General features: G+C 56.9%; 14 protein-coding genes. 12 read left to right on the top strand and 2 right to left on the bottom strand.

Features of this window, described 5'->3' with window-relative positions; all coding sequences use genetic code 11:
* Positions 1-516: 516 nt before the first annotated feature.
* Positions 517-3,075, bottom strand: coding sequence for a peptidoglycan glycosyltransferase/peptidoglycan DD-transpeptidase MrcA (gene mrcA, locus ABLU78_RS13125; protein ID WP_048229994.1), 2,559 nt, complete (start codon positions 3,073-3,075; stop codon positions 517-519).
* A gap of 214 nt (positions 3,076-3,289) precedes the next feature.
* Here mrcA and pilM point away from each other — a divergent pair, with 214 nt between their 5' ends.
* The 12 genes from pilM (at position 3,290) to trpS (ending at position 13,245) form a co-directional block, all read left to right on the top strand.
* A complete protein-coding gene (gene pilM / locus ABLU78_RS13120; protein WP_048229997.1) occupies positions 3,290-4,075 on the top strand; it encodes a pilus assembly protein PilM in 786 nt (261 codons plus the stop codon).
* Between the two features lie 2 nt (positions 4,076-4,077).
* The gene (locus ABLU78_RS13115) at positions 4,078-4,617 is read left to right on the top strand and encodes a PilN domain-containing protein (protein WP_048229999.1); all 540 of its coding nucleotides are present in this window, start codon (positions 4,078-4,080) and stop codon (positions 4,615-4,617) included.
* The gene (locus ABLU78_RS13110; RefSeq protein ID WP_048230000.1) at positions 4,601-5,038 is read left to right on the top strand and encodes a hypothetical protein; all 438 of its coding nucleotides are present in this window, start codon (positions 4,601-4,603) and stop codon (positions 5,036-5,038) included. The genes ABLU78_RS13115 and ABLU78_RS13110 overlap by 17 nt, the downstream gene beginning before the upstream one ends.
* Positions 5,028-5,435, top strand: coding sequence for a HofP DNA utilization family protein (locus tag ABLU78_RS13105; RefSeq protein ID WP_072044747.1), 408 nt, complete (start codon positions 5,028-5,030; stop codon positions 5,433-5,435). The genes ABLU78_RS13110 and ABLU78_RS13105 overlap by 11 nt, the downstream gene beginning before the upstream one ends.
* Positions 5,341-6,585: a DNA uptake porin HofQ gene (hofQ, locus tag ABLU78_RS13100; RefSeq protein ID WP_047054560.1), complete on the top strand. Its 1,245-nt coding sequence runs from the start codon at positions 5,341-5,343 to the stop codon at positions 6,583-6,585. Before ABLU78_RS13105 ends, hofQ begins: the two co-directional genes overlap by 95 nt.
* A 269-nt stretch (positions 6,586-6,854) precedes the next feature.
* Entirely contained in the window at positions 6,855-7,376 is a 522-nt protein-coding gene (aroK, locus tag ABLU78_RS13095; protein ID WP_002920267.1) for a shikimate kinase AroK, read from the top strand.
* 53 nt (positions 7,377-7,429) lie between these two features.
* Positions 7,430-8,524 carry a 3-dehydroquinate synthase gene (gene aroB / locus ABLU78_RS13090; RefSeq protein ID WP_015369386.1) on the top strand — a complete coding sequence of 365 codons (1,095 nt, stop codon included), beginning with the start codon at positions 7,430-7,432 and terminating at the stop codon, positions 8,522-8,524.
* Between the two features lie 84 nt (positions 8,525-8,608).
* A complete protein-coding gene (gene damX, locus ABLU78_RS13085; RefSeq protein ID WP_048230002.1) occupies positions 8,609-9,892 on the top strand; it encodes a cell division protein DamX in 1,284 nt (427 codons plus the stop codon).
* A 79-nt stretch (positions 9,893-9,971) separates the two neighbouring features.
* On the top strand, positions 9,972-10,799 hold the full coding sequence (dam, locus tag ABLU78_RS13080) for an adenine-specific DNA-methyltransferase (RefSeq protein WP_015369388.1): 828 nt from the start codon (positions 9,972-9,974) through the stop codon (positions 10,797-10,799).
* 17 nt (positions 10,800-10,816) lie between these two features.
* Complete coding sequence (rpe, locus tag ABLU78_RS13075; RefSeq protein ID WP_015369389.1) at positions 10,817-11,494, top strand: ribulose-phosphate 3-epimerase; 678 nt, start codon at positions 10,817-10,819, stop codon at positions 11,492-11,494.
* Positions 11,487-12,248 carry a phosphoglycolate phosphatase gene (gene gph, locus ABLU78_RS13070; RefSeq protein ID WP_020077804.1) on the top strand — a complete coding sequence of 254 codons (762 nt, stop codon included), beginning with the start codon at positions 11,487-11,489 and terminating at the stop codon, positions 12,246-12,248. The genes rpe and gph overlap by 8 nt, the downstream gene beginning before the upstream one ends.
* Positions 12,241-13,245 carry a tryptophan--tRNA ligase gene (gene trpS / locus ABLU78_RS13065; protein ID WP_015369391.1) on the top strand — a complete coding sequence of 335 codons (1,005 nt, stop codon included), beginning with the start codon at positions 12,241-12,243 and terminating at the stop codon, positions 13,243-13,245. Before gph ends, trpS begins: the two co-directional genes overlap by 8 nt.
* Before the next feature lie 67 nt (positions 13,246-13,312).
* Here the strand turns inward: trpS and cysG are convergent, their stop codons facing one another.
* Positions 13,313-14,686 (bottom strand): siroheme synthase CysG, encoded by a 1,374-nt coding sequence (cysG, locus tag ABLU78_RS13060; protein WP_045361164.1) that lies wholly within the window; start codon positions 14,684-14,686, stop codon positions 13,313-13,315.
* Positions 14,687-14,802 lie beyond the last annotated feature (116 nt).

Here is a 14,802-nt window from a genome sequence, read left to right as displayed (position 1 = left end):
ATTTGAAAACCAGAACCTCGCTTAGCACCGTGTCCATATTACGTGGGCAAGATCAGTTTTGCCTGATGGAGCAAACGGAGTGTCTGTTCTGTCATCGTGCTATTTGGGTCGGCGACAATGAGTATTTGCCCAGGTTTGACCCAAGGCGTACCTGCATTTAGCTGTTCAAAGTAACGCGCGGCACTGCTATTGCGGTTTCGGAATAACAACCCAGCCTGAAGAGATATAGAGCCCGGCTGTTCGACGATACAGTAACCAGGAGCTAGTTTTCTTGACATAAAAAATCCTTGTCTTAGTTGTTTCCATGGAAAGGGACATCGGAAGTTTTTTAGAACAGTAAGCCTTTTTTTGTCTGAGATAGCAATGATAGAAGGTCATCATCAACCTGAGCCTGCTGGAATTCTTTGCTCATAAAAAAACTGCACCTTACTTCGTTGGGTGTCCAACTTTTTGGGTGCAGTTCATTTCGGTGGTTTTTTTGCTGCTCTCAGGCCACCTTTTAGAAGGTGGCTTGCATTAGAACAACTCGTGGGTTTCGCCACCGCTATCGGTAATGGTGGTGCCAACTTCGCGCACCGCCTGATGGGTAGGCTGCGTGCCCTCGATGAAGTACTCGGCGCGGCTGTTGCCGCCGTTAGCCAGTTGACCTGTGCTGCGGTCGATATTCACCGTCACAATACCCGGCGGCGGCGTTAACGGCTCTTCCGGCACGCCTTCCAGTACCCGTTTCATAAAATCATCCCAGGCCGGTTGGGCGCTTTTAGCGCCGCCTTCATAACCCGAAATCTGATCTTTAATCGCGCCGGAAGCGGTGGTACGGCCCAAATCGCGGCGGTGGTCATCGAAGCCAATCCACACCGACGTCACGACGCCAGGACCGTAGCCGGAGAACCATGCGTCTTTTGAGCTGTTGGTGGTACCGGTTTTGCCGCCGATATCATGACGCTGCAGGTCGCGGCCCGCACGCCAGCCGGTGCCCATCCAGCCCGGTTCGCCGAAAATATTGGTATTCAGCGCGCTCTTAATCAGGAAGGCCAACGGCGTGTTGATGACATGCGGGGCATACTCCGGCGCGCCGCTTTGCGCGACCAGCGACTGATTAGCCTGCTCAAGCTGCGGCTGCGGCGGAACGTCGCCGTTTTGCGGCTCCTGAGAGGTGGCGACCTCTTCAACATCCTGGTTTTCCAGCACATTGGATTTCGGCGTATCGCCGTAGATCACCGGCGAATTACACTGCGGACAGGCGATCTTAGGCCGCTCTTCAAACAGCACGCCGCCCTGATCGTTCTCAATCTTGCTAATAAAGTACGGATTAATCAGGAAGCCGCCGTTGGCCATTACCGAATAGCCGCGGGCGACCTGTAGCGGGGTAAAGGAAGCGGAACCCAGCGCCAGTGATTCGGTATGGACGATGTTCTGCGCCGGGAAGCCGAAACGCTGCAGATACTCTGCCGCATAATCGACGCCCATTGCGCGCATCGCGCGCACCATCACCACGTTCTTCGACTGGCCTAATCCCTGACGCAGACGAATAGGGCCGGCGTACTGCGGCGGCGAGTTTTTCGGCCGCCAGTCGGAGCCCGCGCCGGCATCCCAGCGGGAGATCGGCACATCGTTAAGCATACTGGCGAGGGTTAAGCCTTTGTCCATCGCCGCGGTATAAAGGAACGGCTTGATATTGGAGCCAACCTGACGCAGCGCCTGGGTAGCGCGGTTGAACTTACTCTGATTGAAGTCAAAGCCGCCGACCAGAGCGATAATCGCGCCATTTTGCGGGTTGATAGATACCAGCGCGGAGTTTACTTCCGGCACCTGCGACAGCCACCATTTGTCGCCCTCTTTGCGCACCCAAATTTGCTGCCCGGTCTGAATGACGTCGGTCACTTTGCGCGGCGTCGAGCCTTGTTGCGTATCGGAAACGTAGCGACGTGCCCAGCGCACGCCATCCATCGTTAACGCCACCGACGAGCCGTTGCCCAGCAACGCGACCGCTTCCTGCGGGTTCGCGGAGGTGACTACCGCCGGTGCCAGTGGGCCGACGCCCGGCAGTTTTTTCAGCGTATCGAGGATTTTTTTGTTATCCCACGGGGTCTCGCCAACTTTCCACAGCACATTGGCCGGGCCACGATAGCCGTGGCGCATGTCGTAATCGAGCACGTTTTTACGCACCGACTGCTGGGCGGCCTGCTGATTTTTACGCGTGATGGTGGTGTAGACGCGATAGCCGTCTTCGTAGGCCTGCTCGCCGTAGCGGTTGACCATCTCCTGACGCACCATTTCGCTCAGATACGGGGCGGAGAAGGCGATTTCCGGCGTATGGTAGCTGGCGTCAATCGCTTCGCTGCGCGCCTGATCGTACTGTGCCTGAGTGATATAGCCTTCGCTTAACATTCGCGACAGCACCACGTTGCGACGCGCGGTCGCGCGGTCCAGCGAATAGAGCGGGTTAAAGGTGGAAGGCGCTTTCGGCAGACCGGCGATAACCGCCATTTCGCTCAGCGTCAGCTGATCGACTGATTTACCGAAGTAAACCTGCGCGGCGGCGCCGACGCCATAGGCACGGTAGCCGAGGTAAATTTTGTTGAGGTAAAGATCGAGAATTTCGTCTTTATTCAGCAGCTGTTCGATGCGGATTGCGAGGAAAACTTCTTTGATCTTACGCGTTATCGTTTTTTCCGGACTGAGGAAAAAGTTACGTGCGAGCTGCTGAGTGATGGTACTGGCGCCCTGCGAGGCATGGCCTGAGAACATCGCCACGCTGGCGGCGCGGAAAATCCCCACCGGATCGACGCCATGATGCTCATAGAAGCGGCTATCTTCAGTCGCGATAAACGCTTTTATCAGCTCCGGCGGCATCTGCTGCAGAGTGACGGGGATGCGGCGCTTTTCGCCATATTGCGCAATAAGCTCGCCGTCCGCGCTATAAACCTGCATCGGGATCTGCAAGCGCACATCCTTTAAGGTCGCGACATCGGGGAGTTGCGGCTCTATAAATTTGTAGAGGCCATAAATCGAGCCTGCTCCCAGCAGAACGCAACAAACTGCAAGGATAAAAAGATACTTTACGAACTTCACCGGAGAATTCCCATTTAGTTTTATTTGGGCAGTTTATAAACAAACGCGCGGTAGTATAAAGGCAAGCCAGGAGCATTGATATACCCCTACGGGGCGGCTTGCTGGCGCTATGCCTTCCGGACGGCGTGTCGATCGACGCTAAAAGCCCCCCTGTCGCCACATGGTATATCCAGGCTGCTCCTTGAATCGCAATCGCGGATAAGGAGATCTAAGCATGACTTTCAGAAATTGGCGTATAGGAATTCACATTCAACAGGATAGCGTCGCCATCGTGGCGCTGTTATACGAACGCGGGCGCTGGGCTTTGCGTCGCTGGTGGCGAATTCCGCTGCCGCCCGGCCTGGTGGCGCAGGGCAGCATCGTTGACCTTAATGAGATGGTGAAGCGGTTACGTGAATGGCGCCGCGAGCTGCCGTTACAGCATCAGGTGTGCATTGCGCTTCCTGCCAGCCGTACGCTGCAAAAGCAGTTGCCCGCGCCACAGGTGTCGCTGCGGGAAAGCGAAAGAGCGACATGGATAGCGGGCACGATGGCGCGTCAGCTGGAAATGCCTGCCTCTTCGCTGTGTATCGATTACGCCGCCCGCGCGGCAAACGATGGCTGGCAGGCGACGGCGGCTCAGCGTTTAGATATCGACGCCCTGCGTCAGCTGGCGCGGAGGCTTAAGCTGCGCCTGGCGGCTATCGTACCGGATGCGGCTGCTCTCACTTCTTTTTTTCCCTGGCTGGCAGACGCGACTCAGGGCCTGGTCTGGCAGGGGGACGCGCAGTGGTTATGGGCGACCCAGGAGCGCTGGGGCTATTGTCCATGCGCTGAAGCCCCCTCTTTCTCGCACTTAACCTCGCGCCTCAATGATGAACAGTTCCAGCTCTGTAGCAGCCTGCCGTTGGCGGAAAATAGCTTCGATTGCTGGAGCGTGATCCACCGCCTGCAGCCGCCGCTTCCCGCCTGCGGCGATCGCTTTGCTATCGCGCTTGGTTTGGCGCTGGGAGGTAAATAACTATGGCGCAGCAGATTAATCTTCTGCCGTGGCGCGAGACGCGACGGCGGCAATGCTTGCGCCTGGGCGGGCTGCTGGCGGCGGCGATGGCGCTAAGCATCGCCACCCTGACGATAGCGACGCGCACGTTACGTCAGATGGATGTGGCGCAGCAGGTAATGCGCACCCAGGCCGACAATCTGCTTTATTCCGCGCTGTTGCAACGCGAGCGGGAGATGCGTGAGGAAATACAGCGCGGTGCGCGGCAGGCACGGCGAGCGCAGCGATGGGCGGAGACGCGTGCCTGGCAGCCGCGACTGTTATCGCTGGCTGCACTATTGCCGGAGCCGCTGTGGCTGACCAGGCTGGACTACCAGCCACAGGGCATCACCCTCAACGGCCTGGCGCTGAACCTCAAGGCGGTGGCGGCGCTGGAAAAAGCGCTCAGCAAGCTGGAGGATTTTCAACCGGTTACGCCAGGGGCGACGCGGCGTGATGCACAGGGGCGCTGGTCATTCAGCTTTTTCCTTGCAGGAGAAACCACCGATGCGGGTAGCGATTGAACGCCTGCTGGCGCTGCGTGGGTGGTCGTTGATGTTACTCTGCGGCGCAGTGTTGGCTGCGGCAATGTGTCTGGCGTTTTCGCTTGCTGCTGTCAGCGTTTCACCGCCCGCGAATGTGCCGCTACAGGCGCAATGGCGGCGAATATTGCCGCTGCGCGCCACGCTGCAGCAACGCGTAGTCCATAGTTGGACGGCCCGGCATTTTTCGCCGCTGGAGCCGCCTGTCGCCGGCGTCGCCTTACAGGCCTGGCAACCGAGGGGGCGCGGTGGCGAAATGCTTGCCGTGGTTGACTGGCAGGCGGTGCCGCCGCTGTTTGCCTGGCTTGCCGATTGCGGGGTACATCCTGGCGCTTTTTCATTGAATGCCGAAAAAGGAGCGTTGCAGTTGTCGCTGCAGCTGGAGAGGGACGATGAAACATAAAGGATACATGCTGCTGTTGGTTTGTCCTCTGCTGACAGGGGCGCGGGATCCTTTTTTACCCGTCGAGGATCGCTGCCAGATCACGCCACTGACACAGTGGCGCTACGGCGGCGGAACTGGCCACCCGGCGCTGTGGCTGGCTCTTATTCAGGATCACACCGGTCAGTGGCGGCGTGTACGACGCAACGACGTTTTGCCTGGCGGTTGGCGAATTCGACAGCTAACGGCAGAAACATTAACTCTGGAGGCCAGCGCCGGGTGTGAACCCGCAAGCTGGGTCTGGTCACGTAAGGGAAGCCAACATGATGCGAAGGATAAGCCCGTTGCTACTTCTGCTGTTGCCGTTGCTGGCCGCGGCGACGAAAAAAGAACCGCCGGTGTCGCTGGTGGTCGATGATGTACCGGTGGTCCAGGTACTGCAAAGCCTGGCGGAAATGCAAAATCTTAATGTAATCGTGGCGCCGGAGGTCAGTGGTACATTGTCGCTCCACTTAAACAGCGTTCCCTGGCGACAGGCGCTCCAGTCGGTTGTCGATAGCGCCGGGCTGACAATGGCCCGGCAGGGCACGGTGTTGTACATCCATACACAGGCGTGGCAGCAAGCAAAACGGGCGCAGCAGGAAGCCGAGCAGGCCAGACGCTGGCAGAATCTGCCATTACGTAACCACAGTATCCCGCTGCGCTATGCCGACGCAGACGAACTGGCGAAATCCGGGGGCAAGCTGTTGAGCGCCCGCGGCACGATGACTGTCGATCGGCGTACTAATCGTCTGCTAATCCGCGACGACGATCGTCATTTGCCGGCGCTGAAGGCGTGGGCTGAAGAGATGGATCTGCCGGTCGGGCAGGTGGAACTGGCGGCGCACATTGTGTCAATGAGCGCGACCAGCCTGCGTGAGCTTGGCGTGAAGTGGAGCCTGGCGGAGGCCAGCAGTACGCCGGGGATGGGGAAAATGACCAACCTGAGTAGCAACCTGGCGGTGTCAGATGCAACCACCCGCGGCGGCTTTAATATCGGCCGGATCAACGGGCGATTACTGGAGCTGGAGCTTTCCGCGCTGGAGCAAAAGCAGCAGGTGGACATCATCGCCAGTCCACGCCTGCTGGCGTCGCATATGCAACCCGCTAGTATCAAACAGGGCAGCGAAATCCCCTATCAGGTCTCCAGCGGAGAAAGCGGCGCCACCTCGGTTGAGTTTAAAGAGGCGGTCCTGGGGATGGAAGTGACGCCGACGGTGCTACAGCAGGATCGCGTGCGCCTGAAGCTGCGCATTAGCGAAAATACGCCAGGCCAGGTACTGCAGCAGGAGAATGGCGAAGCGTTGGCAATTGATAAGCAAGAAATTGAAACCTTAGTCGAGGTGAAAAGCGGCGAGACCCTGGCGCTGGGCGGTATTTTTTCGCAAAAGAATAAGTCGGCGCGCGACAGCGTGCCGTTGCTTGGCGAAATCCCCTTGCTCGGGCAGCTGTTTCGCCATGATGGTAAAGATAATGAACGACGTGAACTGGTTGTCTTCATCACGCCGCGTATTCTGGCAGTACATTAAGCGGGTTTTTCATGCTAAACACGTTTCAGGTGTTTGACGCGGGGACGGATTTAGCATACAAGGGGTACCGATTTGAGAGTCGGGTACGACATCAATCCTCCCTTTATGTCCGGCGATTTTATTCTGTTGCCAAACCAGCCGGAGTATTGAGATAATTTTTAGTCTGACTCTCGCTCTATTGCATATGAGGTTTCAGTTCATGTCCTGCTGCGCTGGGTGTCTGCGAAGCGGGTTTATCATTAACGAATAGTCTTAGTAGTACCGAAAAAATGGCAGAGAAACGCAATATCTTTCTGGTTGGGCCTATGGGTGCCGGCAAAAGCACTATTGGGCGCCAGTTAGCCCAACAGCTCAACATGGAATTTTACGATTCTGATCAAGAGATTGAGAAACGCACTGGCGCAGACGTCGGCTGGGTCTTCGATGTCGAAGGCGAAGAAGGCTTCCGCGATCGTGAAGAAAAAATCATCAATGAGTTGACGGAAAAACAGGGAATCGTACTCGCCACTGGCGGCGGCTCAGTAAAATCCCGTGAAACGCGTAACCGTCTCTCCGCCCGCGGCGTGGTGGTCTACCTGGAAACAACGATCGAAAAACAACTTGCTCGTACGCAGCGCGATAAAAAGCGTCCTTTATTACAAGTAGATGCGCCGCCACGTGAAGTTCTTGAAGCGTTGGCAGATGAACGTAATCCACTGTATGAAGAGATCGCCGATGTCACTATCCGCACCGACGATCAAAGCGCGAAAGTCGTTGCAAACCAGATTATTCATATGCTGGAAAGCAACTAATTCTGGCTTAATAAAGTGCGTCAGAGTAAAGCAACTGAGGTGGACGTCGCGTTATGGAGAAGCTGACTGTAACTCTCGGGGAACGTAGTTACCCGATTACCATCGCGGCTGGTTTGTTTAACGATCCAGCTTCTTTTCTGCCACTGAAATCAGGCGACCAGGTCATGCTGGTCACCAATGAAACGCTGGCGCCGCTTTATCTTGATACCGTTCGCTCCGTACTGGAGCAAGCGGGTGTCAACGTTGACAGCGTGATCCTGCCGGATGGCGAGCAGTATAAAAGCCTGGCGGTGATGGATACGGTATTTACCGCGCTGTTGCAAAAACCACATGGCCGCGACACCACACTCGTGGCGCTCGGCGGCGGCGTGGTTGGCGATTTAACCGGTTTTGCCGCTGCGAGCTATCAGCGCGGCGTACGTTTTATTCAAGTTCCCACCACGCTGCTTTCGCAGGTGGACTCTTCGGTTGGCGGTAAAACGGCCGTAAACCATCCCCTCGGTAAAAATATGATTGGCGCCTTCTGGCAGCCGGTTTCCGTGGTCGTCGACCTTAATTGTCTCAAAACCTTGCCGAAGCGTGAGCTCTCCTCCGGCCTGGCTGAGGTTATTAAGTACGGCATTATCCTCGACGGCGAGTTCTTCTGCTGGCTTGAAGACAACATCGATGCGCTGATGGCGCTGGATGAATCAGCGATGGCGTACTGTATTCGCCGTTGTTGTGAGCTAAAAGCCGAAGTTGTCGCTGCTGACGAGCGCGAAACCGGGTTACGTGCTTTACTGAATCTGGGACATACATTTGGCCATGCTATCGAAGCTGAAATGGGCTACGGTAACTGGCTACATGGCGAAGCTGTGGCGGCAGGAATGGTCATGGCGGCGCATACGTCCGAGCGTTTAGGGCAGTTTAGCGCGCAGGATACGCAGCGTATGATTGCGCTGTTGCAACGTGCAGGGTTGCCGGTACGCGGGCCGCAGGAAATGTCTGCAGAAGCGTATTTGCCTCACATGATGCGTGATAAAAAGGTACTGGCAGGCGAAATGCGCCTGGTATTACCGCTCGCTATAGGAAAGAGCGAGGTCCGCGGCGGAGTGTCGCACGATGTAGTTCTTGGCGCGATTGCTGATACTCAGCAGGCGCAACAATAAGAAGGTCTAGCCGCGTCCGCGCGGCGTTATCATTTCGGGCAACATGCAATAATCGTGAGCATAAGCCTTTTAGTGGGGTGTTAAATGGATGATTTCAAACCAGAAGACGATATGAAAGCCGATCGCAACGATCGTCGTGCTGGTCGTTCCCGTCAGTCTTCCGAGCGTGACGCCGATCCGCAGATCAATTTCGACGATCTCGATCTTGAGGCCGATGAAGGCCGTCCGACGCGCGCGAACAAAGCCCGTCGTGAACGCGATGAAGAAGAGTACGAAGAGGACCTCGAGTCCGAAGAAGAAGAGCAGCAGGTTGAACGCCGCCCGCGTAAACGCAAAAAGGCCCCTGCTAAACCGGCTTCCCGCCAGTATGTCATGATGGGCGTCGGGGTGCTGGTACTCCTGCTGCTGATTGTCGGCGTGGGTTCGGCGCTGAAATCGCCATCTTCTTCCAATGAATCCGCTTCTGGTGAAAAGAGCGTTAATCTGTCAGGCGATCAAAGCATGACCGCTGACCAGAACAACAATGCCGCGCAGCCGGTCGATCAAACTGCGGGCAACACCAACCAACAACAGCCGCAGGACGTTTCTCTGCCGCCGATCGCCTCTAATCCGACTCAGGGTCAACTCGCCTCCGAGCCGCAGGGCCAGCAGCGTGTGGAAGTTCAGGGCGACCTGAACAATGCGCTGACTCAACAGCAGGGTCAACTGGATAGCGCTGTTGCTAACTCCACCTTACCGACCGAACCTGCGACCGTTGCGCCGATGCGTAATGGCGCCGCGCCGCGTCAAACGACCGAACGCCAGACGGCCGCCGCGCCGCGTCCTGCCGAGCGTAAACAGGTGGTGATTGAACCGAAACCGCAAAGCAAGCCGCAGGCGACCGCCAAAGCGCCGGTTGAAACTAAGCCTAAGCGCGTAGAGAGCGCGCCGGCGGCTACCGCCAGCAAGCCTGTCGCCACTGCGCAGACTAAACCGGCTGCGACAACCGCGCCAACGGCTACCGCGACTGCGCCTGCCGCAACGACCTCCACCCCGGCGGCCACCGCGCCTGCGGCGACCGCAGCGGCTGGCAGCAAAACGGCTGGCGATGTTGGTTCGATGAAGTCTGCGCCGTCTGGCAACTATACGTTGCAGCTCAGCAGCTCCTCTAACTACAACAACCTGAATAACTGGGCGAAGAAAGAGAAGCTGGAAAAATATGTTGTCTATGAGACGACTCGCAACGGTCAACCGTGGTATGTGCTGGTCAGCGGCATCTACGCTTCGAAAGATGAAGCGAAACGTGCTGTCGCCACGCTCCCTGCGGATGTTCAGGCGAAAAATCCATGGGCAAAACCGCTGCATCAGGTACAAGCTGACCTGAAGTAATGCCGCGAGTAGTCTTAAGCGCAGGATGCTGTCGGAGCGATTTCTCCACAGCCGGAGAAAGTGTAATTAGTTAGGCAGCATGAAAAAGAATCGCGCTTTTCTGAAGTGGGCAGGGGGGAAATACCCCCTGCTTGACGATATTAAAAAGCATTTGCCGGAAGGTGAATGCTTGATTGAGCCCTTCGTGGGCGCCGGGTCGGTATTCCTGAATACCGACTTTTCTCGTTATATCCTCGCGGATATCAATAGCGACCTGATCGGTCTGTATAACATCGTCAAATTGCGCACCGACGAATACGTCAGCGCGGCACGTGAGATGTTTACGCCGGAAAACAACGCCGCGGAGCGCTACTACCAGTACCGTGATGAATTCAACCAGAGTCAGGATCCCCTGCGTCGCGCGGTGCTGTTCCTGTATCTGAATCGTCATGGCTACAACGGCCTGTGCCGCTACAACCTGCGCGGCGAGTTCAACGTGCCGTTTGGCCGCTACAAAAAGCCCTATTTCCCCGAGGCTGAGCTCTATCACTTCGCCGCCAAGGCGCAGAACGCCGAGTTTTACTGCGAATCTTATGAAGAGTGTATGAAGCGCGCCGATAGCCGGGCGGTAGTCTATTGCGATCCGCCGTACGCGCCGCTGACGGCGACGGCGAATTTTACCGCCTACCACACCAACAGTTTCAACCTTGATCAGCAGGTACTGCTGGCGAAAAAGGCGGAATCGTTGATGAAAAAGCGGATCCCGGTGCTTATCTCAAACCACCGCACGCCGCTGACGCAGGAGTGGTATAAAAACGCGGCGGAAACGCATATTGTGAAGGTTCGGCGCAGCATCAGCAGCAATGGTGGTACGCGTAAAAAGGTGGACGAGCTCTTAGCGCTGTACCGTCCACCGAAGACCAAATAAATTTCAAGGAGATGCGGATGAAGCAGTATTTGATTGCCCCTTCGATTCTGTCGGCTGATTTTGCCCGTTTGGGCGAGGATACCGCTAAGGCACTGGCGGCGGGTGCGGATGTCGTACACTTCGACGTCATGGACAACCACTATGTGCCGAATCTGACGATTGGCCCGATGGTACTGAAGTCGCTGCGCAACTACGGCATTACCGCGCCGATCGATGTGCACCTGATGGTAAAGCCGGTCGACCGCATCATTCCTGATTTTGCCGAAGCCGGCGCCAGCATTATCACTTTCCACCCGGAAGCCTCTGAACACGTCGACCGCAGCCTGCAGCTTATCAAAGAGCATGGCTGTAAAGCGGGGCTGGTATTCAACCCGGCAACGCCGCTGAGTTACCTCGATTACGTTATGGATAAGCTGGATGTGATCCTGCTGATGTCGGTTAACCCAGGCTTTGGCGGCCAGTCCTTTATTCCGCACACCCTTGAAAAACTGCGTCAGGTGCGTCAGCTTATCGATCAATCCGGTTACGACATTCGCCTTGAAGTCGATGGCGGCGTGAAAGCCAGCAATATTGGTGAAATTGCCGCCGCCGGTGCGGATATGTTTGTCGCGGGTTCGGCGATCTTCGGCCAGCCGGACTACAAAAAAGTTATTGATCAAATGCGTAGTGAATTAGCGAAGGTTAGTCATGGATAAATTACAGGCCATCCGCGGCGTGGCATTCGACCTGGACGGTACGCTGGTCGATAGCGCGCCGGGTCTAACCGCCGCCGTTGATAGCGCGCTTTATGCGCTGGAACTGCCGGTGGCAGGTGAAGAACGCGTCGTGACCTGGATTGGCAACGGCGCAGACGTCCTGATGGAGCGGGCGCTGAACTGGGCTCGCCAGGAGCGCGCCACGTTACGCGCGGCGATGGGGAAACCTTCCGTCGACGATCATGATATACCGCAAGACGAACAGCTACGCGTTTTGCGTAAACTGTTCGACCGCTATTACGCCGAAGCGGCGGAAGAAGGTAGTTTCTTGTTCCCGGCGGTGGCCGATACGCTCGGCGCGCTGCATGCCAAAGGCCTGCCGCTGGCGCTGGTCACCAACAAACCAACGCCGTTCGTGGCGCCCTTGCTCGAGGCGCTGGATATCGCGAAATACTTTAGCGTGGTGATCGGCGGCGACGATGTGAAGAACAAAAAGCCGCATCCGGATCCGCTGCTGCTGGTGGCGCAAAAGCTCTCTCTGACGCCTGCCGAACTCTTGTTCGTCGGGGATTCGCGCAATGATATTCAGGCGGCGAAAGCGGCAGGTTGCCGCTCTATCGGTCTGACTTACGGCTATAACTACGGCGAGCCGATAGCGCTGAGCGAGCCGGATTTTATCTTTGACCAATTTAATGAACTCTTGCCCGCTCTTGGGCTACCGTACAGTGAAACTCAGGAATTAAAAAATGACTAAGCCCATCGTTTTTAGTGGCGCACAGCCCTCAGGTGAATTGACCATTGGCAACTATATGGGTGCGCTGCGTCAATGGGTAAACATGCAGGATGACTATCACTGTATTTACTGCATCGTTGACCAGCACGCGATCACCGTGCGTCAGGATCCGCAGAACCTGCGTAAAGCAACGCTGGATACGCTGGCGCTGTATCTGGCCTGCGGTATCGATCCGCAAAAGAGCACCATTTTCGTCCAGTCTCACGTGCCGGAACACGCACAGCTGGGCTGGGCGCTCAACTGCTACACCTATTTCGGCGAACTGAGCCGTATGACCCAGTTTAAGGACAAGTCCGCGCGCTACGCCGAGAACATCAACGCCGGTCTGTTTGACTACCCGGTACTGATGGCCGCTGACATCCTGCTGTACCAGACCAACCAGGTACCGGTAGGCGAAGATCAGAAACAGCATCTTGAGCTGAGCCGCGACGTTGCGCAGCGCTTTAACGCTATCTATGGCGATATCTTTAAAGTGCCTGAGCCGTTTATTCCTAAGTCCGGCGCGCGCGTCATGTCGCTGCTGGAGCCGACCAAGAAGATGTCCAAGTCCGATGACAACCGCAACAACGTCATTGGCCTGCTGGAAGACCCGAAATCGGTAGTTAAGAAGATCAAACGCGCGGTGACCGATTCCGACGAGCCGCCGGTTGTCCGTTACGATGTGCAAAACAAAGCGGGCGTTTCCAACCTGCTGGATATCCTCTCCGCCGTCACCGGCCAGAGCATTCCGGAGCTGGAACAGCACTTTGAAGGTAAAATGTACGGCCATCTGAAAGGTGAAGTCGCCGAAGCCGTTTCCGGGATGCTGACCGAGCTGCAGGAGCGCTATCACCGTTTCCGCAACGACGAAGCGTTCCTTAATCAGGTGATGAAAGAGGGCGCCGAGAAGGCCAGCGCGCACGCTTCTAAGACTCTGAAAGCGGTATATGAAGCGATTGGCTTTGTCGCTAAGCCGTAATAAGGCTCGCTGAAGGTAAAAAAACCGGATTATCCCGGTTTTTTTGTCTTTGTCAGAGCGCATTAGCTTAATGGTGAGAAAACCAGTTCAGCTTGTCGCGTAGCGCCACCACGCGGCCCACGATAATTAACGCCGGGCTGGCCATCTGCTGCGCCAGGATATCCAGCCGATCCAGAGTGCCGGTGACGACCTTCTGGTTGACCGCGGTGCCGTTTTCGACGATAGCGGCCGGCATATCCGCCGCCATGCCGTTGGCGATCAGTTTTTCGCGGATCGCCGCCGCCTGGTTTAGCCCCATATAGAACACCAGCGTCTGTTTTTCCGCCGCCAGATTTTGCCAGTCGAGATCGCTACCGGTTTTCAGATGGCCGGTGATCAGGCGTACGCCCTGGGCGAAATCGCGGTGGGTGAGCGGAATGCCGGAGTAGGCCGAGCAGCCGGAGGCGGCGGTGATCCCCGGCACCACCGAGAACGGAATACCTGCCGCGCAGAGGGTCTCCAGCTCTTCGCCGCCGCGGCCAAAAATAAACGGATCGCCGCCTTTCAGACGTACAACACGTTTGCCGCTTTGCGCTTCGCGCAGCAGGATTTGGTTAATCTCCTCCTGCGGCACGCAGTGATAGCCTGCACGTTTGCCGACAAACACCCGATCGGCGTCACGGCGCACCAGGTTCATAATGTCGTCGGAGACCAGTCGGTCATAAACCACTACATCGGCCTGCTGGATCTGCTGCAGTCCCTTGAGGGTGAGCAGCCCGGCATCGCCCGGACCGGCGCCCACCAGCACCACTTCGCCGCGATGTTCCAGCGGCTCATTCAATAACTGTTCCGTGGTGTCGGCAACGGCCTGACGATCATCGTTCGCCAGCGATTGGGCGAGACGATCGTTAACAAACAGCTTTTCCCAGAAGCGGCGGCGCTCGCCGACGGTAGCGAACTGTTTTTTCACCCTTGAGCGCAACTGCCCGGCATAGCGGGCGATTTGCCCGAGGTGCAGCGGCAGCAGCGATTCGAGCTTTTCACGCAGCAGGCGCGCCAGCACCGGGGAGGTACCGCCGGAAGACACGGCGACCATCAGCGGCGAGCGGTCGATAATTGACGGCATGATAAAGCTGGCCTGACGGGGCGCATCCACCACGTTGCAGAAAATACGCCGTGATTCAGCGGCCTCGCTGACCTGCTGATTAACGACATCATCGTCGGTGGCGGCGATCGCCAGCCAGCAGTTATCGAGCAGCGCAGGATTGAAATCGCCCTGCGCCAGCGTCAGCATTTGCGCCTCGGCCCACACCTGAAACTGCGGAGTAAACTGGCGTGAGTTCACCGTTAACCGGGCGCCTGCGTCGAGCAACAGGCGCGCCTTGCGTTCAGCGACATCGCCGCCGCCGACCAGCAAGCAGTCGCGATCGCGTAGTTGGCAAAAAATAGGTAAGTGGTCCACGGCAGATCCTCACGGCAAGGGGGGGAAAGGGAGTGCGGTCGTAGCATAGCAGCAGAGGGAATCACGGAGATATGAATTTTGCCGCCTCTACTTATTAGTGGTCATAAGCTGATGAT

It is taken from the genome of Klebsiella sp. JN_Kp122, from assembly GCF_040062085.1.
Lineage (GTDB): Bacteria > Pseudomonadota > Gammaproteobacteria > Enterobacterales > Enterobacteriaceae > Klebsiella > Klebsiella aerogenes.
The sequence above is the reverse complement of the archived record's forward strand: the minus strand, read 5'-3'. Positions and strand labels throughout refer to the sequence as shown.